At 61.3% G+C, this 22,355-nt stretch carries 17 protein-coding genes and 1 pseudogene; 11 read left to right on the top strand and 7 right to left on the bottom strand.

All coding sequences use genetic code 11. The annotated features are described in order from the left end of the window. On the bottom strand, positions 1-1,437 hold a 1,437-nt coding region (locus tag BMW76_RS35755; protein ID WP_090873537.1), incomplete at its 3' end, for an EAL domain-containing protein. 388 nt (positions 1,438-1,825) lie between these two features. On the opposite strand from BMW76_RS35755, the gene BMW76_RS35750 reads away from it, so the two are divergent. Together BMW76_RS35750 and BMW76_RS35745 are read left to right on the top strand one after the other, a co-directional pair. Beyond that, positions 1,826-3,421 (top strand): polyhydroxyalkanoate depolymerase, encoded by a 1,596-nt coding sequence (locus BMW76_RS35750; protein ID WP_245763530.1) that lies wholly within the window; start codon positions 1,826-1,828, stop codon positions 3,419-3,421. Positions 3,422-3,981: 560 nt separating this feature from the next. Beyond that, positions 3,982-4,134: pseudogene (locus BMW76_RS35745) on the top strand (response regulator transcription factor); the annotation flags it as partial. 444 nt (positions 4,135-4,578) lie between these two features. Here the strand turns inward: BMW76_RS35745 and BMW76_RS35740 are convergent. From BMW76_RS35740 to BMW76_RS35730, 3 genes are all read right to left on the bottom strand, one after another. Continuing rightward, complete coding sequence (locus BMW76_RS35740; protein ID WP_090873528.1) at positions 4,579-7,410, bottom strand: ATP-binding protein; 2,832 nt, start codon at positions 7,408-7,410, stop codon at positions 4,579-4,581. Further along, on the bottom strand, positions 7,407-8,540 hold the full coding sequence (locus BMW76_RS35735; RefSeq protein WP_090873527.1) for a substrate-binding domain-containing protein: 1,134 nt from the start codon (positions 8,538-8,540) through the stop codon (positions 7,407-7,409). The genes BMW76_RS35740 and BMW76_RS35735 overlap by 4 nt, the downstream gene beginning before the upstream one ends. A 446-nt stretch (positions 8,541-8,986) precedes the next feature. After that, complete coding sequence (locus BMW76_RS35730; RefSeq protein WP_090873526.1) at positions 8,987-9,847, bottom strand: IclR family transcriptional regulator; 861 nt, start codon at positions 9,845-9,847, stop codon at positions 8,987-8,989. Positions 9,848-10,139: 292 nt separating this feature from the next. Here BMW76_RS35730 and BMW76_RS35725 point away from each other — a divergent pair, with 292 nt between their 5' ends. The 8 genes from BMW76_RS35725 to BMW76_RS42995 all read left to right on the top strand — a co-directional run bounded on the left by BMW76_RS35725 (position 10,140) and on the right by BMW76_RS42995 (position 17,451). Beyond that, entirely contained in the window at positions 10,140-11,249 is a 1,110-nt protein-coding gene (locus BMW76_RS35725; RefSeq protein WP_090873525.1) for an ABC transporter ATP-binding protein, read from the top strand. Continuing rightward, complete coding sequence (locus BMW76_RS35720) at positions 11,242-12,147, top strand: ABC transporter permease (protein ID WP_090873524.1); 906 nt, start codon at positions 11,242-11,244, stop codon at positions 12,145-12,147. Before BMW76_RS35725 ends, BMW76_RS35720 begins: the two co-directional genes overlap by 8 nt. Before the next feature lie 35 nt (positions 12,148-12,182). Next, positions 12,183-12,977 carry an ABC transporter permease gene (locus tag BMW76_RS35715; RefSeq protein ID WP_090873523.1) on the top strand — a complete coding sequence of 265 codons (795 nt, stop codon included), beginning with the start codon at positions 12,183-12,185 and terminating at the stop codon, positions 12,975-12,977. After that, positions 12,977-13,318 carry a (2Fe-2S)-binding protein gene (locus BMW76_RS35710; protein ID WP_177200592.1) on the top strand — a complete coding sequence of 114 codons (342 nt, stop codon included), beginning with the start codon at positions 12,977-12,979 and terminating at the stop codon, positions 13,316-13,318. The genes BMW76_RS35715 and BMW76_RS35710 overlap by 1 nt, the downstream gene beginning before the upstream one ends. Then, positions 13,315-14,760 (top strand): FAD/NAD(P)-dependent oxidoreductase, encoded by a 1,446-nt coding sequence (locus tag BMW76_RS35705; protein ID WP_090873521.1) that lies wholly within the window; start codon positions 13,315-13,317, stop codon positions 14,758-14,760. Before BMW76_RS35710 ends, BMW76_RS35705 begins: the two co-directional genes overlap by 4 nt. Then, entirely contained in the window at positions 14,753-15,880 is a 1,128-nt protein-coding gene (locus BMW76_RS35700; RefSeq protein WP_090873520.1) for an NAD(P)/FAD-dependent oxidoreductase, read from the top strand. The genes BMW76_RS35705 and BMW76_RS35700 overlap by 8 nt, the downstream gene beginning before the upstream one ends. A 20-nt stretch (positions 15,881-15,900) precedes the next feature. Further along, positions 15,901-16,947 (top strand): ABC transporter substrate-binding protein, encoded by a 1,047-nt coding sequence (locus BMW76_RS35695; RefSeq protein ID WP_090873519.1) that lies wholly within the window; start codon positions 15,901-15,903, stop codon positions 16,945-16,947. Between the two features lie 372 nt (positions 16,948-17,319). Then, entirely contained in the window at positions 17,320-17,451 is a 132-nt protein-coding gene (locus tag BMW76_RS42995) for a DUF7713 domain-containing protein (RefSeq protein WP_456090561.1), read from the top strand. A 412-nt stretch (positions 17,452-17,863) separates the two neighbouring features. Here the strand turns inward: BMW76_RS42995 and BMW76_RS35685 are convergent, their stop codons facing one another. Further along, positions 17,864-19,075: a glycosyltransferase gene (locus BMW76_RS35685; protein WP_090873517.1), complete on the bottom strand. Its 1,212-nt coding sequence runs from the start codon at positions 19,073-19,075 to the stop codon at positions 17,864-17,866. Positions 19,076-19,184: 109 nt separating this feature from the next. Then, positions 19,185-20,495: a glycosyltransferase family 4 protein gene (locus tag BMW76_RS35680; RefSeq protein WP_245763529.1), complete on the bottom strand. Its 1,311-nt coding sequence runs from the start codon at positions 20,493-20,495 to the stop codon at positions 19,185-19,187. 372 nt (positions 20,496-20,867) lie between these two features. On the opposite strand from BMW76_RS35680, the gene BMW76_RS35675 reads away from it, so the two are divergent. Then, positions 20,868-21,764, top strand: coding sequence for an ATP-grasp fold amidoligase family protein (locus tag BMW76_RS35675; RefSeq protein WP_090873515.1), 897 nt, complete (start codon positions 20,868-20,870; stop codon positions 21,762-21,764). 13 nt (positions 21,765-21,777) lie between these two features. Here BMW76_RS35675 and BMW76_RS41480 read toward each other — a convergent pair whose 3' ends face one another. Further along, positions 21,778-21,975: a hypothetical protein gene (locus BMW76_RS41480; RefSeq protein WP_177200591.1), complete on the bottom strand. Its 198-nt coding sequence runs from the start codon at positions 21,973-21,975 to the stop codon at positions 21,778-21,780. Positions 21,976-22,355 lie beyond the last annotated feature (380 nt).

Genomic DNA, 22,355 nt, shown 5'->3' with positions numbered 1-22,355 from the left:
CTCCCTGAGTGCATCACGTTGTTCGGCCTCCTCGACGCCTTCTGCGACCACCGTGAGATGAAGCTTGCCTGCGAGGTAGGCAATCCCCTCGACCAGTTGGCGGCCCTGACTGGCCGCGCCGAGCGTGAACTGCCGGTCGATCTTGATGTAGTCGAACGGAAACCGTTGCAGGAGGGCGAGATTGCTGTTGTCGGTGCCGAAATCGTCTACCGCGTATTTCACGCCGTGCGTCTTGAGGCTCATCAGATTCCCGTAGCTGGCAGCGAGACCTTCAAGCAATCCGCGCTCCGTGATCTCGAGTACGACCTGAAAGCGGGTCTGTTTCTGTTTCAGCGTTGCGCTGATGTCATGTGGAAAACAGTGCATCCCGATATGCTTTGGGGCGAGATTCACGTTCACGCGAAAGCCATCCGGAAATGCACAGGACTCAAGTTCAGCCAGCGCCGTGGCGAGTACGAAGTCGGTCAGGGGAGCAATGACAGAAGTTGTCTCTATCTCACTGATGAATGTGCCCGGCATGATTACGCCCAGACGCGGATGCCGCCAGCGCAGGAGCGCCTCGGCACCCACCCACTGACCCGTCTGCAGATCGACGATCGCCTGATACTCGACATGGAACTCGCCCCGGCGCAGACCGGCGCGAACCTGTCTTTCCAGGCGCTGGCGCGGCGTGAATCCGGCGTTATATCCCCCGATCAGAACCGCACACACAATGAGGCCAACAAACAGCGCGAAGATCTCGGTCAGGATCAGGTCGGACCGTTGCTTCACAGTGTCCGGTTCGACGCGGACCTGAATGTCATTCAGGCTTGAAGTGCGCACATCCGCCTTCACGAAGCGGTTATCGCTGGTCATGGTACCGCCGGATCCGTCCGAGACTGATGCCCCTGTTGCTCCCGAGGCCCGGGCACGGGCCAGAACATCCGCGATATACGCACCTTCGACGATGTACAGGACGCCGCGACTTGTGTCGATCGGGGCATAGATCGCCATGACGGGCACGCCAGGCATCATCGGCGTGCCGGCGAGGAACGCGATCTGTTGCGCACCGTCGCCACGGGGGAGGTAGGCCGTGAGGGGAATGGACAGGGTTCCAAGTAGCGTCGCACAGTACACGTGCCCGTCCTGCACCATCATGGCGGACCGGCGATACGGAACGAACACATCCCGCAGGGTAAGCTCCGCCCCGATCTCGGAACAGGGTTTGCCCGCAAGGTTGGCAAGTCGTCGCTCATCCACGCGGCTGGCTGTGACGATGCGCCTGATGGAGTCGTTGATGTCCTGCGCGATGGCTGTTTGCCTCGCCTGCGTGCGTGCCGATTCGAACTGATAGCCGGCGACCAGCGTCAGCATGATCACCGCGATGAGGATCGCCACTTCCACCAGGTTGCGCCGGCGCGACGCAACATTTTCCCGCCACACGACAGTCACAGGCATGGGCTTGCCCCTCTTCGAGGTCGCTGAACCGGTTTGCAGCCGTAGGCTGCAGTCGATCGCCATCGCAAACGCTGTCTTACGTGCAACGCACAAAAATTACAGCATTTCGATGCGGACGAGAAGCATGGTTCACGAAAAACCTGTCGCGCATAAAACCGCGTTCATGCCACATTGACGAACTGATGTGAATGAGCGTTTCTGTGGGCCTGGCGGTCCGTTGGGTAGAAGATCATGCCGGTATTGCCCAGGTCCAGCCACGTCGGTCACCTAACCCGACGCACTTCCATAAGCGGAACGTCGCAACCCGTATCGCTGCCCTCCGGACAGGGTTCTGTTGCAATAAGGCGGTCGGCTATGATGTGCGGATCGCTATCGCGCCCGAATGCACTTGCAAGGCGGCGTCTGCGTGGTCAGCAGCGCTTACAGTAGCAGGCGCGTGATACAACCCAGCAAGTCACCGCAAAGGCGGCCTGTCTTGCGTATTGGCAGCCATCAGGAAATCCTTAACAAAAGTTCAGCCCATTCGTACGTCGGTTTCCGGCGATGCCGAGCAAGCCGCCGCCTCATATCACGTAAGCTGCCGGTCGTGAACGGTAGAACACAACAGGCCTCGCAACCACGATTCCCGGGCGCCTCACGCGCATGCCCGGTGCCCAATCTCTCGAGCCTCGCGTCAACGGGCGCCTGCCGGCCGCAACTCCCGCTTAATCGACGAGGCACTGATATGTTATACGCGTGGCGCGAATGGCAAAGCATGATGTGGGCACCTGCGCTTCCCTGGTTGCAGGCGACGGCAGAACTGCTGGCAAAAGTCGACCACATAACTCATGCTGCTCCGTGCCGGCAAGTTGCAGCGGGTTGTGATCTGCTGGTTCGGCTGTTCAGGCATTACGACAAACCGCAGTTCGGTCTCACATATACGGACATGGCGGGTCAGCGGGTCGCGGTGCGAGAAAGCGTCGTGCTGGAGAAGGCATTCTGCCGTCTTGTCCGTTTCGAGCGGGCGACCGATTGCAGACATCCTGTCGTACTCCTCGTCGCGCCGCTGTCCGGCCATCATGCGACCCTGTTGCGCGATACGGTACGCGCCATGTTGCCGGACTTCGACGTCTACATCACCGACTGGCTCGATGCACGTCACGTGCCCGTCGCGCGCGGCACTTTCCATTTGCACGACTATGTCGCCTACGTACAGGAGTTCATCGATTACCTCGGCCCGGAAGTTCACGTCGTGGCCGTTTGCCAGTCGACGGTTCCAGTCCTCGGCGCGATCGCATTGTCCGCAGCTGGACATGGATGCACTCCCGCGAGTGTCACGTTGATGGGCGGCCCCGTCGATGCACGCCGGAGCCCCACCGTCGTGAACCGGCTCGCCGTGAGCAAGCCGCTCGACTGGTTTGCGCGCACGCTGATCAACACTGTCCCGCGCCTGCACGCTGGCGCGGGACGCGAAGTGTATCCCGGCTTTCGCCAGCACATGGCCTTCATGTCGATGAATCCCGATCGTCATCTGAAGGCGCATGCCGACTACTATCGCGCGGTGTCGACGGGCAATACGGAGGCCGCACGCAAACACCGGACCTTTTACGACGAATATAACGCGGTCCTGGACATGGCGGCCGAGTACTATCTCGAGACAGTACGTGTCGTCTTTCAGGACTTCGCGCTCGCGCGCGGAACGTGGACGGTCAACGGCGAGCGGGTGTGTCCAGAAGCGATCCGCGACACCGTGCTGATTACCGTTGAAGGCGAAAACGACGATATCTGCGGGCAAGGTCAGACGCACGCCGCTCATGACCTTTGCACTGCGATTGATCCGTCAAACCGGTACTGCCTGACAGTCGCGGAATGCGGCCACTACGGGATCTTCTCCGGAAGCCGTTGGAGAACGCATATCTACCCGCGGATCCGTGACATCATCCGGCGATTCGACAACGCGCATCCTGAGGCAACAGCTAGCGAGACGGTGGCGTTGAATCTTTAGATCGCCTTTTTCCAAATGCGATTTGGCAGGTCCGTGCCGCAATCTCGTCCCCATAAATCACTCAGCAATGCCTGTAACGGTTTGATGGCATATGGATTTGCTGCGCGACGGAAGACACGGGGGCATGGTCCGGCGGTCTTCTGATAAAAAAGATGATCATCCTGGCGTCGTCCTGCGCGCGAGACGCACGTGACGTGCGCGGGTGTGCCGAAAGGTGCTCTTTCCGCCAGTTGGCGATGGTACTACCATCGCCGACCGCATTGACGGGCTACGGATTCTCAATTGCAAGCCCGATTACCTCTCGATCCTGTTCCCATAACCGGCTCGGACATCATCGCCTCAGGCGCTTCGAGGATCGTTCCTTTGGCGCTTTTTCGCGTCCGCAATCGTCATCGAGCTTCGTCCGCGAAAGCGAGAAGGTGGCGATGCAACAATCGTCGCAGTAATGCAGCAGTACGGCCAGTGTGCCGGACGCCAGGGGTGACGCGCTCAACTGCGTGCGCAAAAGTACGAGACAGGCCTCATCGGCGGGGGGCGTTGATAATTCGAAAGCGTTCTGGGCGGGCAGGAGCATCAACGAAATCGCCGACGCGTGCGCGCTCAGCGCGAAAACGATCAGTACACACAAGATGCGACTGATGCAGAAGCTCGGGCTTTCCAACAATGCCGAGGTGATCCGGTACGCGGTCCGGCATAGATTGATCGTCGAGTAGAAGGATGCTCGCCTCCACTGGATGTGAATAATTCGGTTCTGTCAGATAGGCCAATTTTTTGCAACGCGGCCGGTTGTGCAAACGGTTGTTCATTTGATTGCACGCCAGGCCGGGGCAACCACTGCTTCAAAGGCTGCTCCAGCCAAAAGGCGGCGATGAATGAACCAGCGAGCCAGAGTCCGCCAGCAGGAAGGTAGTCGCGAGAAAAAGCAGGGATGCGGTGACGAGTTAGCCAATTGCGAAGAACCTGGCCGTAACGAAAACCGCAGCGAAACGCGACTATCCCCGAGAAAGTTGGCGTCGAATTTGGCAACGGCGTCGGCTAGATGGGCGACGACGCTGTCGTACTTCAGCGATGCTCGCGTCAATCAGCAATGAACTTGTGTCTATCGCAAATATTGAAGGCAACGGCGGACGAAGCGGGTTCGGGTCCCGCGGCCCAAATCATTCGATTTGCCTCTTTTGAAGATACTGCTCGACGAAGCCGAGGACTGCCTTGGACCGGTAAGCCTTCGCCAGCCGGCAGAGATGGTCTGCGAAAGGACGATAGCGCTCATCAAGCTCGGTCACGTGTGCGGCGTGTTGCACGATGGCACGCATGTCGCCGAGGCGCGCCAGGTGGTGCAGCGTTTCGATCTCCTGCGGCGGCGGTGCGATCAGGGTCCCGGTAGAAGGATTGGCAACAGATACAGCCGCTTGACCCGGTCCACTGACTTGTGCCTCTGTAGCTTCGTCGCTCCACTCCACATTCAGTAGGGCGGCGACCTGTGACAATAGCCCGTTGAGATCAATCGGTTTGGCGAGAAACGCATTCGCCCCGGCCGCCAGACTTTGCGCCGCATCGGTCCTCGAGGCACCCGCGGAGACTGCGACGATGGGCAGCTCCCGGAACTCCGGCATCTGGCGCAGCCGATGCGTGGCTTCAAGCCCGTCCATCCCCGGCATGACGACATCCATCAGGACGAGCGCAGGATGCACGGCTTTGGCTTTCTCCAGAGCTTCCAATCCATTACCGGCCTCCGCGATGTCGAATCCGAGGGGAGCAAGCATATCGACCAACACGGCACGGTTCTCCGCAACGTCATCCACGACCAGGACAGTCTTGCGCGGTCCCTTGTAACCGCTTGCGAGCCGTTCGGGCGTAGCGACGGCCGCTGGAGGCGCCACCACCAGGACGTTCAGTTCAAACGAGAAGGTGCTGCCAGTGCCGCAGCGGCTCTCGACATGAATATCGCCTCCCATCAGGCGCACGAGTTGCCGGCTGATGGCGAGGCCGAGCCCGGTGCCGCCAAACCGTTGGCGGGCCTCGCTCACTTGCTCGAAAGGCCTGAAAATTGCCTCCAGGCGCGTTTCATCTATGCCGATGCCGGTGTCCCGCACCTCGAAACGTAGTCGCGCGGGTGGCGTGAAGCCCAGGCTCAGACGCACGCTTCCCTGCTCGGTAAATCTGATTGCATTAGACAGCAGGTTGAGCAGCACCTGGCGCAGCCGTATTTCGTCCATCCGCACACCGGCGGGCAGATTTGGCGCCATCTCGCTAGCGAAGGCCAGGCCCTTTTCCGTTGCCTTCACCCGAATCGTCTCGGCGATGAAGTAGATGAACCGTTCGAGCGGAACGTCGGAGAGGTTGAGCTCCATTTTTCCGGCCTCGATTTTGGCCATATCCAGGATGTCGTCGATGAGCGAAAGCAGGTGTTCGCCGCTGCGCTGAATCACTGTGAGCCCGTCGATCTGGCGTTGATCCAGGGTCTTTTCGTGTTTGAGGATTTGCGCGTAACCGAGAATCCCGTTCAGCGGCGTGCGCAGTTCGTGGCTCATGTGCGCGAGGAAGTCACTCTTTGCCTGGTTGGCCGCATCGGCATGTTCCTTGGCAACGGCCAGTTCCGCCGTTCGCTCGCGGATCATATCTTCGAGGTGCTCGCGATAGCGCCGCAATTCCTCTTCGGCATGCCGCTGCTCCGTGATGTCACGCGAGATGCCGAGCAGGAACTGCGGCTCGCCGCGCACATCGAGGATCGGGATTTTCATCGTGTGCACGAGGCGCAGCCCATGGCGCGTATGGACCGGCTCCTCCGGCACGTCGATCATCTGTCGCGACTCCAGCACGGCACGATCCTTCAGCGCAAAGAATTCGGCCTCCTCTGCGGGAAACAGGTCGTGAACGGATCGACCGAGGAGTTCCTCGCGCCGGTAGCCGAGCAGTTGTTCTGCCGCCTTGTTGAAGCGCACGAAGCGCAGGGTCGATGCCTCCTTGACGAAGACCGTGTCCGGGATGTTTTCGACGATGCTGTTGAGAAAGTTCTCGCTCTCCCGGACGGCCTCTTCGGCATGCTGGCGTTCGGCGATTTCGGCCGCCTGGCCCGCAAGCGCCGTAGTGAGTTCGGCCGTGCGCTGTGCGACGCGCGCCTCGAGTCCGGCGTTGAGCTCCCTCAGCGCATTCTCGGCCTGGCGGCGCTGACGCCGGTCTTCGAGAAACTGCTCGACCGCGCGCGCCATGTCGGCAATTTCGTCGCCGCCGCGCACGGGGACCCCGGCTTGCGTAGTCCCGGCCTCGCCGTGCCGCAGAAAATGGCTGACCCGGCGCAGCCGCGCCACGACATGGCGACCCAGGAATTCGCGGGCAATCAACCAGGCGAGCAGCAGGCTCACTACGACTTCGCCGCCAACCCATTTGCGGATGCGGTCTGTGCGATCGGCGAGATTCTGGACTGCTTCGCGGTAATCGCGCGTCAAATAGTCCGACTGCTGGTGCGCGGCGGCAGCGAGGCCGTCGGCCGCGCGGCGCAGATCCTCGTCGAGGCTGGCCAACGACACGCCTGGCCGTTGCGCGGACGCCGGCGCAGTTCCGGCGCCGAGCGCGGTCTCGCGCACCTGCGCCTCAATATTGACGATGTTGCGAAAGCGCTGGCTCGATCGATATAGCGCCAGCGCGTCGACACCCTGGTCGTCACTTTCCGTCGCAGAGGCCAGGCGGTCCACGAGGCCGTCAAAGGATGCCAGTTGTTCAAGCACCACCCGATGCGTCTCGCGCACGGCCTGGACCGTATCGTCATGAGACAACTGGAACGCGAGGCGTTCGATCGTCAGCGTGTGCTGCGCCAGATCCTGCGCATCCGCGAGGCGCGCGAGCCGCTCTTCGGCCAACTGGCGGATCGAGTGGGCCGAACTGGTCAACGAGTAAATGGTTGTGCCACCGACCATGGCCACCAGTGCGGCGAGGCACGAAACAACGAGTGCAAACTGCGCGGTGAGCGATTGTGGGAGCGGGAGTTTCACGGGCGTTGCCAGATGCGACGATAGATGTCGCGATAGCCGTTGTCAGGGTCGTAGAGCAGACGATCGCCACTGTCCACGGCGATGTTGTCCGCCGTCACGAGATGCACCGGGCTCACGTAACCCGTGACGCCGTCGCCGGCGAAGAGCCTGTTCATTTCGTCGACCAGCTGCCAGCCGTGCAGATTCAGCGGTTCGGCCACGGTGCCCGTCTGGAACGTGCCTGTACGGATGCGCAGGAAGGCGGGCTCGCTGCCGTCGCCGGCCGACAGCATGATCATTGCAGCGTTTGGGATTCCCGCCTGAGTCAGCACCGGGGCGGCGTAGTCGAAGTAGATGTCGTTGATCGCCAGCGCACAGGTCCAGCGCGGGCCGTAGTGTGCGAGCAGGGCGCGAGTCGTGCGCGGCATCAGTTCCTGGCTGTGCGAAATTGCCACGTCGCGCACTTCGAGCAAGGTGCAGCCGCTGCACGCGCGCACGATGGCAGCCATTGCGTCGGACTTCTCCTGTGCAATACGAAAACTGGTATCGGTGAAGATGACGACGCCCGCATGCCCGCCGGACTGCGCGATGGCGGCCAGCGCGGTCACGCGCGCGACCTCGAGCGGATCCGTCGACACGTTCATCGCGACGGGCGTGCCCGGCACCGGTCCGGCGCGGCTCGCGACATGCCAGCCGACCATCGGAATGCTTTGCTCGGCAAACGGCCGCAGCCCCGGCAGCAGGGTGCGTACGTCGCCGCCAGCAATGATGAGACCGTCGGGACGGCTTGCGAGCGCATTCGCGAGCATCTTCTGCCGCAGGTCGGCCGCGCCGGCAGAGTCGAAGATCTTCACGCTCCAACCTATGACCCTGGCCGCCTCCAGTACGCCATCGACCACACCGAGGATGCCGCCGTTGCGCAAATCCTCGGCGACGACGGCGATGTGTTTCCCGGATTGCGCGCGTGGCCCATTACGCGGCCCGTTCCAGGGCGCAGCGGGTCGCGCAGCAGCGTCGACCACTCGCTTTGCCCGGGCCAGGAAGTCCTTCGCCGCAACCGGCGCTCCGGATGCGGGGACAGGCAACAAGCCCTGCGCCGTGGCGACCGACAGCGTCCACGTGCACGCCAATGCGAGAAGGAAGCCCCTCATGCTGTTCCCCATGGACTCCATCGAGTTCGACGGGTGGCCATTGAAGGGACGCACCCAGCGCCGCTCGCGGAGAACTTTGGAACAGGATATTACATCCCGATGACCGTGCGTCATCGGTCGTGCGCCGACGCAGAGCACTGAGGCACGGCCGGGAAGGGAGCCGGGTCCTGAATTGGGCTTCGTCCGACAATTCGTGCTCGATCAATGATGCGGGTCTCATATGTTATTTGCAGGTCGGCGTCAGGGTAGCGCCGGGCAAATGCATTCGACGGCGTGCCACGCAGATACAGCAGACGCTTGCCGTCCGGCCACCTCTGCACGAGCCGCGTGACATGCATGCGGCTGAAGCCAATAAGCAGCGCAGATAGCTTCGCTCAACAGGCGGTGCTGGGAAGGGGAGGCGGGGTACACGCGGGTGCATCAGCTTGACATAACACCCGGCACCGTCAGGCAATCGGCTCCGTCGTCATCGCGCGCGTGAGTCCATGCATCGGCCGCCGCATCGCGACGTCGAACGGATTCACCTGTGGGCCGATGAGGTCCGCTTGTCGCCTGAGCAGTTCGACGACCATCGGCAAACGGTCCTCGCCCAGGCGCGCCGACAACGTGCCGACGCTGAGCGCCGCCACCGCGCAACCTGTGCGATCGATGATTGGCACAGCGACCCCTGCCATACCTTCGAGCACGCCGCTATTGCGCCCGGCGTAGCCTAGCTGCCGCACGCGTTCGATCTCCGTGCGCAAATAGACCTCGTCGAGCACGCCATAGCTTCGGAGCCTTGGGACGTTGAAGCGGATGATCTCCTCGCGCTCCGCTTCAGGGAGAAACGCGAGTATCGCGAGACTGCCCTGACCGACGCCCAATGCGATGCGCCCGCCGATATCACCTGTAAACGAGCGGATCGGAAACGGTCCTTCGCACATGTCGAGACACACAGCATCGAAGCTGCTTTTGACGAGCAGAAAGATCGTATCGCCGAGGCTTGCGCACAACCGCAGCAGCGCTGGCCGGCAGAGCGCGCGCATGCCGCTCGGATTGCCCGCCTGCGCAGCGAGCGCAAAGAAGTCGACGCTGAGCCGATAGAGCTTCGTGTTCTGATCCTGTTCGACGACGCCTTCCGCGATCAGCGCATGCAGAATGCGATGCACGGTCGCCTGCGTGAGCCCGACGGCCTTCGCGATGCGCGTCACGCGGCCGCCTTCGGGTTGACTCTCGCCGAGCGCGCGGATAACGGCAAACGCGCGTTGCAGCATGCCTGCACCGGGCAAGTCGGGCTGCGCGGCGTCCCGGTCGTTCGAAGCTTTCATCGGCGATCTCGATTGGTATTCCATTGAACGGAATATTAGCCGATACGCCGCGTGAAAAACAATCGGGCCTCCATGCTTGTACGCTCAGCCCGCGATGAGTAATTTCACTGACGACACATAGCGAAATAGTAATCGCTGGAGACGCATCAGTTATTTCGATAGATGGAATAAGAGCTGGATTTATCTCGTTCCACGGAATTCAGCGTTGACGCACCGAAAATTGGCTGGCTAGAGTCGGTACCACAGACACCCGTCGATTCAGCCGGTGCGCTCGCACCGAAAGGGCAAGACCATGTCGTTTCTGACGTTGACTGATGTTTCGAAGTCGTTCGGCGACCTGCATGCCGTCGCGGGCATCAACCTGTCGGTGGAAAAGGGCGAGTTCGTCTCGCTGCTCGGTCCGTCGGGCTGCGGCAAGACGACGACGCTACAGATGATCGCGGGCTTCATCGAAACGACGCGCGGCCGCATCACGCTCGACGGCCGCGACATCACGCACACGAAGCCAAACAGGCGCGGCCTGGGCATCGTCTTTCAAAGCTACGCGCTCTTTCCGCACATGAGCGTCGCGCAGAACGTGAGCTTCGGACTGGAAATGCGCGGCGTCGATAAAGCGGAGCGCAATCACCGCGTGCGCGAAGCGCTTGCGCTCGTGCGGCTCGATTCGCTCGCGCATCGCTTTCCGCGTGAGTTGTCAGGCGGACAAAGGCAACGTGTCGCGATTGCGCGCGCGATCGTGATTGCGCCGCCCGTACTGCTGCTCGACGAACCGATGTCGAATCTCGACGCGAAGCTCCGGGAAGACATGCAGTTCGAGCTGCGCGCGATCCAGCGCAAGATCGGCACGACGACGATCATGGTCACGCACGATCAATCCGAAGCGCTGTCGATCAGCGATCGCGTGGTCGTGATGGAAGCGGGGCGCATCACGCAGATCGATACGCCGTATCGTGCGTACGAGCGGCCCGAAAACCGTTTCGTCTCACAGTTCATCGGCAAGGCGAACATGCTTGCGGGCACCGTCGTCGCGCGCGACGGCGACGCGATCCGCATCGACCTCGGTCAGGATCTCGCGCAGACAGGCAGCATCGCGCAACTGTCTTCGCGAGGACAAGGGCAAGGACATGCGCATGGGATCGATGTCGGCGATGCCGTCACGCTGTGCATCCGCCCCGAAAAGCTGCGCCTGTGCGCGCCTGGCGAAGGGCGTCTATCAGGCAACGTGACGAGCCGCTTCTTTCTCGGCAGCCAGTGGCTTTACCGGCTCGACAGCCGCGTCGGCGAAATGCTCGTGTGCTGCCAGAACGAGGGCAACGAGCCCTTTTCGGAAGGCGCGCAAGTGGGTATCGACTGGCATGCCGATTCGCTGCGCCTGATCGCGGAGGAGCGTGCTCATGGATAGCACGCTGCCCGCAACGCAAGGCACGAGCGCCCATGCGCCGCGCGCGCCGTGGCACGCATTCGTGCCGCTCTGGCTGATGAGCGCGCCCGCGCTGCTGCTGTTCTCCACGCTCGTGCTCGTGCCGCTCGCGATGACATTCGCGCTGACCTTCTATCGCTTCGATCCCGCAATTGGCCCGATTGCCGCATTCGACTTTCACAACTACGTCGAAGTGCTCGGCTCGTCGTACTTCCATACGATCTTCCTGCGCACCTTCGGCATCGCGCTGCTGACGACGGTGCTGTGCGTCGCCATCGGCACGCCCGAAGCGTATGTGCTGTCGCGCATGAGCGACCCGTGGCGCTCGATCTTCCTGCTGGTCATTCTGGCTCCGCTGCTGGTGTCGGTCGTCGTGCGCGCGTTCGGCTGGAGCATGCTGCTGAACATGAACGGCCTCGTGAACCAGGCGTTTGCGCTGTTGGGGCTCGGACCTTACAAGCTCGAATACACGACGTTCGCGATCGTCATCGCGCTGGTGCACGTGATGTTGCCGTTCATGGTGATCCCCGTGTGGACCGCGCTGCAACGGCTCGATCCGCAGACGGAGAACGCGGCGCTTTCGCTGATGGCATCGCCCGCGACGACGCTGCGCCGCATCGTGCTGCCGCAACTGATGCCCGGCATCCTGTCGGGCAGCCTGATGGTGTTCGGGCTTTCGGCGAGCGCATTCGCGATCCCGGGCCTGCTCGGCGGACGCCGCCTGAAAGTCGCGGCCACGGCCGTCTATGACCAGTTCCTGAGTTCCATGAACTGGCCGCTCGGCGCGACGATTGCGGTGCTGCTGCTGATCGCGAATCTCGTCGTAATGCTCACCTACTACCGCGTGCTTGAACGGCGCTACGCCCGCAGCATGGGCTGAGGCGAACACGCAAGCAAACCTACCGGCGAACCATCATGCGCAAGAACGGCCCTGTCGCACTCGCGTTCCACACACTCGTGATTCTCTTCGTGCTCGCGCCGCTGGCGATTGTCGTGCTCGTCGCATTCACGCCCGACCAAACGCTGACGCTGCCGACGCACGGTTTCTCGCTGCGCTGGTTTCGCGCGATTCTCGATTATCCCGACTTTGTCACGGCATTCTTCACCAGCCTGAAGCTGGCTTTCGCGTCGGCGACGCTGTCGCTCGTGATCGCGCTGCCCGCTGGGCTTGCGATTGGCCGCGCGCGTTTTCCGGGGCGCAACTTTCTCAATGCACTGCTGCTGTCGCCGCTCGTGATTCCGGGGCTCGTCCTCGGCATCGCGATGCTGCGATTTTTTGCATTGATCGGCGCAACAGGTTCCTTCGTGTGGCTGATTCTCGCGCACATGGTCGTGATCACGCCGTTCGCGATGCGCCTCGTGCTGGCGTCGGTGAGCGGGCTCGATCGCAGCATCGAGCACGCTGCTTCATCGCTCGGCGCCGATGCGTGGACCACGTTTCGCCGCATCACGCTGCCGATGATCATCCCCGGCATCACGGGCGGCTGGCTGCTCGCGTTCATTAACAGCTTCGACGAACTCACGATGTCGGTCTTTATCACGTCGCCGCAGACGATCACGTTACCGGTGCGGATGTACATGTATGCAACCGAATCGATCGACCCGATGATGGCGTCCGTTTCCGCGCTCGTCATCTTCATCACGGCGGGCGCGATGCTGCTGCTCGACCGCGTCTACGGTCTCAACCGGATCCTGATCGGCCAGCACTGATGGCTTCTTCCGCTCTCGCTCACATGTCCGGTCCCAACAGCCAGTTGCTACGCGTCACCGAAACGGGACGCGCGCCGTTGTCGTTCTTCCTCGATGGCGTCGAAGTCGGCGCGCTGACGGGCGATACCGTGCTGACGGCCATTCTCACGCAGCAGCGTCACGTGCATCACAGCGAATTCAGCGGCGAGCCGCGCGCGGGCTTTTGCCTGATCGGCGCGTGCCAGGATTGCTGGGTGCGCTGCGAGGATGGCGCTCGGATACGCGCGTGCTCGACGCTCGTAGAGCAGGGCATGCGCGTCGTGACAAATGCCGTGTCATCCATCAAAGGGGGCGCACGATGAACGGCGAGCAACGTGTCGTGATCGTCGGTGCGGGGCCCGCTGGCATTCGCGCGGCGCAGACGCTGGTTGCAGCGGGCATCTGCCCCATCGTGATCGACGAGAACGCGCTCTGGGGCGGACAGATCTACCGGCAGCCGCCCGCCGGTGCAGGATTTCAACGGACGAAGGCGGCGCTTTACGGCTTCGAATCGAAGAAAGCCGATGCCGTGCATCGGACGATGCGCGATCTGCTGCCTCACATCGACTATCGTCCCGAAACGCTGGTATGGGGCTGCGAAGCGCATTGCCTCGATACGGTGTGCAATGGACGCGAGGCGCGCGTGCCGTTCACGCATCTGATCATCGCGAGCGGTGCAACGGATCGCGTGCTGCCCGTTCCCGGCTGGACATTACCGGGCGTCTATACGCTGGGCGGCGCGCAGGTCGCGCTGAAGACGCAAGGATGTGCGATCGGGCGGCGCGTCGTGCTGGCGGGCACAGGTCCGTTACTGTATCTCGTTGCGTATCAGTACGCGAAGGCGGGCGCGCAGGTCGAAGCCGTGCTCGACACGAGCGCACTGTTGCGCCAGGCCGCTGCCGCGCCGAAGCTCATCAGCCAACCATCGACGTTCGCGAAAGGCGTCTATTACGTCGCGTGGCTGAAGGCGCATGGCGTGCGGGTCGAGCGCGATGTGACGCTGGTCGGCATCGACGGCGCGACGGCCGTGACGGCGATTAGTTTCAAGGCATCGTCTCAGGACGACAGTGCGGCGGCACACATCGATACGATCACATGCGATGCAGTGGGCCTGGGCTTTGGCTTGCGGCCGGAAACGCAGCTGGCCGATGTTGCCGGCTGCCGTTTCCATTTCGATCGATTGAACCGCTGCTGGCTGCCCGAACGTGACGACGACGGGCGCAGTTCGGTGCCGGGCGTCTACCTCGCCGGCGACGGCGCGGGCATTGCAGGGGCGGACGCTGCGGAACTCGCGGGACGCCGCGCGGCGCTCGCGTTGCTCGACGATCTCGGCATCGCGCATCCGCGGCATCCAGACGGTATCGATGCAACGACGCTTGAACGGCGCCTGAAGCACATCGCCGTGTTTCGCGCGGGCATCGAAGCGGCCTTCGCACCCCCGCAGCGACCGGCGAAGCAATGGCCCGACGACATGACGGTATGCCGTTGCGAAGAAATCGATGCGGGCACGTTGCGCCGCTGTATTCGCGACGGAGAGGCAAGCGAGATCAACCGGCTGAAGGCATTGACGCGCATCGGCATGGGACGCTGTCAGGGCCGGATGTGCGGCGAAGCGGCCATCGCGCTGTTGAGCGAAGAAACGGGACGTCCGCTGGAAAGCGTTGGACGTCTGCGCGCCCAGGCGCCCATCAAGCCCATTCCCATTTCGCCGATGCTGTTCGACGACGGCGTTGCCGCCATTCCCGAGGAGGCGCGCGATGAGTGATGCCATCCACTATCAGGTCGTCATCGCGGGCGGCGGGCTGGTCGGATCGTCCGCCGCGCTCGCACTCACGCGGCGCGGCGTGCGTGTCGGCCTGTTCGAGCGGCACTATTGCGGCGCCCAGGCGAGCGGCGTCAACTACGGCGGCGTACGTTGCCAGGGCAGACCCGCCGAGCAACTGCCGCTCGCGATGCGCGCGCGGCGCATCTGGGACAGACTGCCCGACCTGATCGGCATCGACGGAGAACTCGTCGCGTCGGGACATCTGCGGCTGGCGCGGCGCGAAAGCGATCTCGCCGTGCTCGAAACGTGGGCCGCGATGGCGCGCGAGCATGGACTCGCGACCGAACTGTTGGGCGGCACGGCGTTTCGCAAGCGCTATCCGTGGCTCGGCGACGCAGCGATCGGCGGGTCCCTGTGCATGAGCGACGGTCACGCGAATCCGCGCCTCGTGTCGCCGGCATTCGCGCGCGCGGCGCAACGGGCGGGCGCTGTCGTGCGCGAGCAGACCGCGCTGACCCACATCACGCACGATGGCACGCGCTTTCAGATTCGCGCGGGCGACGAGCACATCACCGCCGACTGGCTGATCAACTGCGCAGGCGCATGGGCGAATACGGTGGCGGGCTTTTTCGGCGAATCCGTACCGATGAAGCCGATCTACCCGAACATGTGGGTGACGGAGCCGTTGCCGCACTTCATCATGCATAACCTCGGCGTGGTCGGCGGCGGTGTCTATGCGCGCCAGGTCGAGCGCGGCAACTGCGTGATCGGCGGCGGACGCGGACGTGGCGACGGCGAATATGCGCAACCATCGACGCAAACGACGCGCGCCGTGATGCGCGACGCCTGCGCGCTGCTGCCCGCGTTGCGCGATGCATTGCTGATCCGCACGTGGAGCGGCGTCGAAGGCGAAACGCCCGACAGCAATCCCGTGATTGGCGCGAGCCAGAAAGTGCCGCGTGTGCTGCACGCATTCGGTTTTTCGGGCGGCGGCTTTCTGCTTGCGCCCGGTGTCGGCGAGGTGTTGGCCGACCTCGTCATCGACGGCGAGACGTCGACGCCACTCGATGCGTTTGCGATCGGCCGCTTCGATCGAAGCGCGATCCCCGCTGTTCTTTAGTCATGTCAAGGAGACCCACGATGAAGCTGTCAAGCACGGTCGCGGCACTGACCACCGCGTTCGCAATTGGCGCTGCCGCGCCCGCCTGGTCGCAAACCAAAACGATTTACATCGGCATGAATGGCGGACCGATGGAAAAGGCCTATACAAGTCAGGTGCTGCCCGACTTCGAGAAGGCGAATAACGTGAAGGTGGTGGTGGTGCCGGGCACGTCGTCGGATGTGCTGGCGAAGCTGCTCGCGAATCGCAACAGTCCGCAGATTCACGTCGCGTTTCTCGATGATGGCGTGATGGCGCGTGCCGTCAGCATGGGCGTGTGCCAGAAGCTTGACGATGCACCCGTGCTGAAAGAGCTGTATCCGTTCGCGCGGATGAAAGACGACATCGGCGCGGGCGTGCAGCTCGGCATGACGGGCATCGGCTACAACACGAAGCTCTTCGCGGAGAAGAGCTGGGCGCCGCCCACGTCATGGCTGGACTTCGCCAATCCGAAGTACAAGGGGAAGGTGGTGTTTCAGTCGGCGTCGAGCAGCACGTTCGGCCTGCACGGCTTTCTCGCGATCAATCGTTTGATGGGCGGCAGTGACCAGAACGTCGAACCGGGCTTCAGCAAATGGTCGAGCACCGTGGGTCCAAATGTGGTCGAATATATTCCGAATTCGGCGAAGCTCTCTGAGATGGTGCAGACGGGTGAAGCCGGCCTCTTTCCGCTGACGCCGACGGCCGTCGGCGATCTGCAGGACAAGGGCATTCCCGTTGCCTATGCGAATCCGAAGGAAGGCGCGGTGTTGCTGCTCGTCGATCTTTGCGTGGTGAAGAACAACGCCGATCCGCAGCTCGCGCAAAAGCTCGCGCAGTTCCTGTTGTCCGCGCCGGCTCAATCGAAAGCGGCGGAAGCGGGCAAGCAGATTCCGACCAACGAGCATGCGACGATGCCGCCCGCGATGCAAAAGAGCCTCGGCAATCTAACCGATCTGGTGAAGAAGGTGACGGTCGTCGACTGGGATTCGATCAATGCGCATCGCGCGCAATGGGATCAGCGCTGGAACCGGCAGATCGAGCAGTGATGCGGCGATGCGTGCGCAACCGGTCGTCCCGTGCGGCCGGCAACCGTTGATGACCGTACATCTCGTCCGAAAAGTTGGCGGTTTCAACCCGCAGGTCGAAGCTGCGGACGGCAGGCCAGCGATCGGCATGTTGCGCAGGTGTTATGCCGGGTCCCGACCGACTTCAAGCAGGGCAATCGGACATGTACTCCTTATAACAGGGCTATTCATTCGAGGTACCCGGGTAATGACTACAGCCTCATCCACCCGTTCTGTGCATAACTTACACGGAAGCATCATTTGACAGAGGTCGCATACAGCGACGCAACTGATGCTGGCTACCGTGACTTCCCAGCATTCCTGTGAAGAGGGCCGCTCGTTTCTTCGATCACGTTGTGTGATTTGTGCGACGGCAGGCGCGTCGACTGGACCGATTTTGTGGCGATGTTAATGGCCTTCGAAGGGGCAGTTCCTGATCGAACTGATGGATCCGAGCGAAGAGGCATGAGGCGTACATGTCGCTAGCCGGATTAAACGCCAACATCGCCTCATTGCGAACGATCAGCATCGGGCGCATCCATGGCCGTGTGCGATTCGGTCATAAAGAAACCTCGGCGGTCACCGCGTCCCACGGCGCGGTCAGACGGCTTCGAAATCCTCGCCTGCCTGCGCACGGTTGAATGCCGGCGCGAATCGACGACCCATATCCCGCGCGCCACCAACATGCACGTTCATTTTGCTCATGATTCACCTCGCTCACGCGTTCGCCGCCGCTCTCCCGTAATCGCCAGATGCGCATTTCGAGAATGGCTCCATCCGGGTAGATGATTCGGTCCTCGAACAGGAGTGTGTGGGTAACTGCAGGGACTGACACGCCTGACGAGTTGCGCTCATGCTTCGAACGATCATCTCCGGCGCTCGCGGGCAACGATCACGCTCACCATCTCGCAGCATAGAGCCCCCGCTTTGGCGGGGTCTCCTTGTACAGGGCAAGTGCGTCGAGCAAAGATTGCGTGGACTGAGCGATATGAAATCGGGAAGTGAAGCACTGTCTGGCGCGCGTGCGCATGTCGGCCCACTCAGGTCGCGAAGCGCCCAGCCAGCGGTGCAATAAGCGCACTGCCCCTGCCAGGTCGTCCTTATCCACGAAGCCCGCGCGAGACTGTTCGATCTCACGCCAGATGTTGACCTTGTCTGTAATCAGCGTCGGCAGCCCCGCAGATAACGCTTCCGCCACGGAAACCCCAAAGTTCTCCTGATGCGAGTTAAGCACAAAGGCGTCGGATACAAGGAATGCGCCCCACTTGAGCTCGTTGTCGAGCATTCCCGTCCACGTCACCCTTTCTGTCAACTGCAACTCGGAGCACAGTGCCTTCACCACCCTCGCGTACTCGCCTTCATCGGGGCCGGCGATGATCAGTTGCACATCGTTAATCCTGTCTTGCGGAGTGTCTTTCACACATTGAGCCAGCGCTTTCAGAGTAAGGTCGATTCCCTTTTTTTCGTGGATTCGCCCAAGAAAGAGCAGATTTTTTTTACCTCGCAGATGCGGAAAACTCGACAGGAAAAGTTCGCGCTGCGTGTCTGGATTGCCAACGGCACCCGCAGTGCCGTAATTGACGACGTGTTCGTTGCAGCGGTACGGGCGGAACGATTGGCGAGCCAATAGACGCTCTTCCTCGCACGTAAAGAACACGGCATTTGCATCGCGAAGTACCCGATAGTCCGCCCATGGCCAATAGAGCATCTTTTTGAAGTGCTTTAACGGGTAGCGTTGCTTGAAGTACGGATCCAGCATCCCGTGCGTGAATACGTAATAAGGTACCCCCGAATCGCGTAGCGCACGCCAAACACCAAACGATGTGTAGTTCCAGATGCCGTTGACAATAACAAGGTCGTATTTCGGCGCGTTGGCATGCAGCCATGGGACCAGCCTGGGGGAATACCTGTACTTGCCGAACCCCGGGCCGACGGGGTGGCAGATAATCTCGCACTGATCGAGTGAGCGCTCGTCCGGTCCGTCGAGCGTGAGGATCTCGATTGAATTTCCTCTGCGCCGATGCTCGCGAGCCGCCTGAACGATTCCCTCAATCGGCCCGCCATATGCAGGATTGACCGTGATGATGGCGTGAAGAATTCGCAAACCCATGAAATTGAATCCTTTAAATCGCGGTCGGCCCTGCCAATGCGTCTTCTAACAGCATTGCGGGGATGGGGAGCAATTCCCATTCAGCAATTTCCATTCCCTTTCGACCCTTTCAGCTTGCGTGCGCGTCACTGCGTTTTAGGCACACGTTTGCGAGAGCGAGCGCGTTTTCGGCGAAGAGTTCAGGTGTCCAGCCATGGATTGTTGTTTCTGCGTCGCGGGCGAGCTTTTCGCGAAGCGCATGGTCTTCGGCGAGCTGCCTCATTTTCTTCGCGAGCTGCTCGACGTCGCCGGGTCGAACGATGAAACCGTTGATTCCGTCGTACACGACTTCGTTCGCGCATCCGCAAGTCTGCGACACGATCGCTGGCCGCCCCGCAGCCATCGCCTCGTTGACGCACAGCCCCCACTGGTCGAATGCGCTGGCGAGCACAATGAAGTCGGCGAGGGCATAAAAGGCCGGCATGTCGCTGTTCAGAACCGCCCTGAAAATCAGGACTTGCTCGTTTAGCCCGAGCGCGGCAACCTTTTCGCGTATCGTCTGCTCGAGCGGACCCTGCCCGACCAGGACGAGGGACAACCCTCTTTGCGCAAGCCCTGAGCGGGCGAACGCTTCCAAAACGAGCGGTACATTCTTGCGCTTCACAAAGCGGCTCACGCAAAGCACGTATCGCGTCGGCAAGGCGAAGCGGCATCGTTCGCTGTCGGCGTGCGCGCGTGCGTGCCTTGCGGCGTCGCGGAAGTACGCAACGTCGATGACATCAAAGCCGACACGTGACCGCTGCAAGGGAATGCCGAGCGACTCAGCGTATCGACGATGCTTCTCACCGGCCACAAGTGCACCATCGAAGCGTGAGACGAGGATTCTTTTTAAGGCTTCCTTGAGTCGGTGCCGTTTGCCGTCGTCAGCCTTCGAGTCCGACATATAGATCAGCTTGAATCGATGCGTCAGCGTCCTCAGCAGACACAAGTAAATGGAATAGCTGGTGTTGTAGCCGAGCGTGATGACAACGTCGGGGCGCGTGGCACGGACGATCACGCCGAGCCGGGCCGCCACCGTCAGCCAATGCTTGCGGCCTGCAACGGTACCTTTGAAGACTGTAATCATCTCGGACGGCACATCTTGCAGGAACGCCCCGCGATCGCTTTGCGGATAGTCATAGAAGCTGGTGTATTCGAACAGCTCTACGAGGGATACCTGACATCCGTGTCTCAACGCGAGCTGCACGAGCGCGCGATAGCGTGGTATGTGATAGTCGCTCAGGTTGCCGATAACGAATTGAATGCGCATAGAAGCGGTCTCACCAAGCGCGATACGTCGAATTTCGCTGCTGCTGCGTGAAGGCGCGGGAAGTCTGTCCGCACGAACGAATTGACTCAATGCGGTCGGCCTACCGCCCAGAGGCAAAAAAACCGTCTCCAACTGCAATCATTGGACTGGCCTCGTCAGCCACGCCTCGCCTCAAAGGCGTCGGCATAGTTCCTGGCTACCAGAAAGAGCGACGGACGCCGCCCCTTTTTTACATTTTGACCAGTGCCTCCTTACGCCAGAATCTGGGTCATTTGCGCCATCGATAACCCGCATGAACGTTGGGTCAATAACCGATTTCATGCGAAACGGGTGCTTTCCAACATAGCCACTAATCCCACCAGGCGCGGTGAGCTGCAAATGGCGGCTGGCGTGATTTATGCACAGGTTCCTGCGCCGACTGACGTGGAGGCGAAGTGCTGATTGCGGACATCCAGGCTTTCAGTTGCCGAGCAGGCAGTTAGCGCATGTGGAGGACACAAAACCATGAACAATCTCTTCTTCAGGAGCGCGCGTCGCGTGATCAAAGGTGCAGCGTCGCTTATGCCCGACGATTTGTATTTGGCTCTTTCCCATCGTCGAAGAATCGGGCGGTTCCCGAACATGAAGCATCCGACGGCTTTCAACGAAATGATTCTGATGCGATGCCTGCACCCGGATCCGCGCTGGAGCAGTCTGACCGACAAGCTGAGGGTTCGCGAATACGTGAGGGAACGCATCGGGGAGAAGCACCTTATTCCGTTGCTTGCGGCCCCCGACGTTTTTACGGAAGAGGTTTTCGACTCACTTCCCTCATCGTTCGTCATGAAAGCGAATCACGGTTCCAACTTCGTCGAAGTCGTCTGGGACAAGTCGAAAAGATCGTTCGGAGAATTGCGTCGCCTTGCCGACAGATGGTTGAGCATTGACTATTACCGGGTCGCGCGTGAGCAGCACTATAAGGGCATTCAGCCACGGATCTTCTTTGAGACCCTGCTTCTCGACCGCTCGGGCACCGTTCCGGCTGATTACAAAATGCACATGTTCGGCCACGGTCCAGACGGTCCGATAATTTATACGGGTATCATTTCCGATCGTTTTGGCAAACCTTGCGCCGATGTCTATGACCCCCGGTGGAACAGGCTTGAGCTGGCGTGGGGCGACTACGCGCGCAGCGAGCGCGCCGTGGCGCGACCGTCGAATTGGGACGAACTGAGCAATGTTGCCATGCTGCTGGCCGATGGGCTCGGCTACGTGCGCGTGGATCTCTACGCGCATGACGGGCAGATATTTTTCGGAGAGCTGACGTTTACGCCCGGCGGCGGGACGATGCCCTATACTCCCGATCACTGCGATTATGAGTGGGGAAGTATCCTGAAAAACGCCAACTACTCCGTCGCTTAAGTGGAGCGGTCCTTCATGTCAATCTGAGTGGATCTTCCAGGTCAGCAGGTATCTCAAGCATTGGCACGCTCTGCACTACTACGATCGCAACCTGTTGTTGTTTGTCGTCGGTTGCCTGGAAGGCAGATATCGCTGCGATCGCGATGGCACACTCCGCGTTCATGGCGCTAACGGTCGCGCATACCATGTTGCTCGAACTCGTGAAGCTCATGCATGAGCTCCTGGATCCGGTGAAGTTGATAGTCGGAGAGATGTAGTGACTGGAAAAGCGTGTGAAGCCGGTTGCGCCAGTACGCCGTCGTGGTGGCGTCGGCAGTGCGTCGGAAAACGAACGCGCGCAAAACCCGATCGAGATGCACGATGTCCTGCTCAATAAGCGCATCTGTTTGCACCGCTGAACCGACTCCGCGTGAATGGCAACAATCCTGGAATGAGCGGGGCGAACGATACACCGCTCGCAGAACCGCGGCAATCACCTGTACGTTGTCATTTCCCCTCGATCCGTCGCTGGGCATGCGGAAAGCTACGCATACGACGTTCAGAAGCCTTCGCTGCTGCGGGCAGGTTAGCGCTTCCGTCGGATTTTTTTTG

Origin of the sequence: Paraburkholderia diazotrophica, from assembly GCF_900108945.1 — a bacterium.
GTDB classification, from domain to species: Bacteria; Pseudomonadota; Gammaproteobacteria; order Burkholderiales; family Burkholderiaceae; genus Paraburkholderia; species Paraburkholderia diazotrophica.
This window is presented reverse-complemented; position numbering and strand designations above follow the sequence as displayed.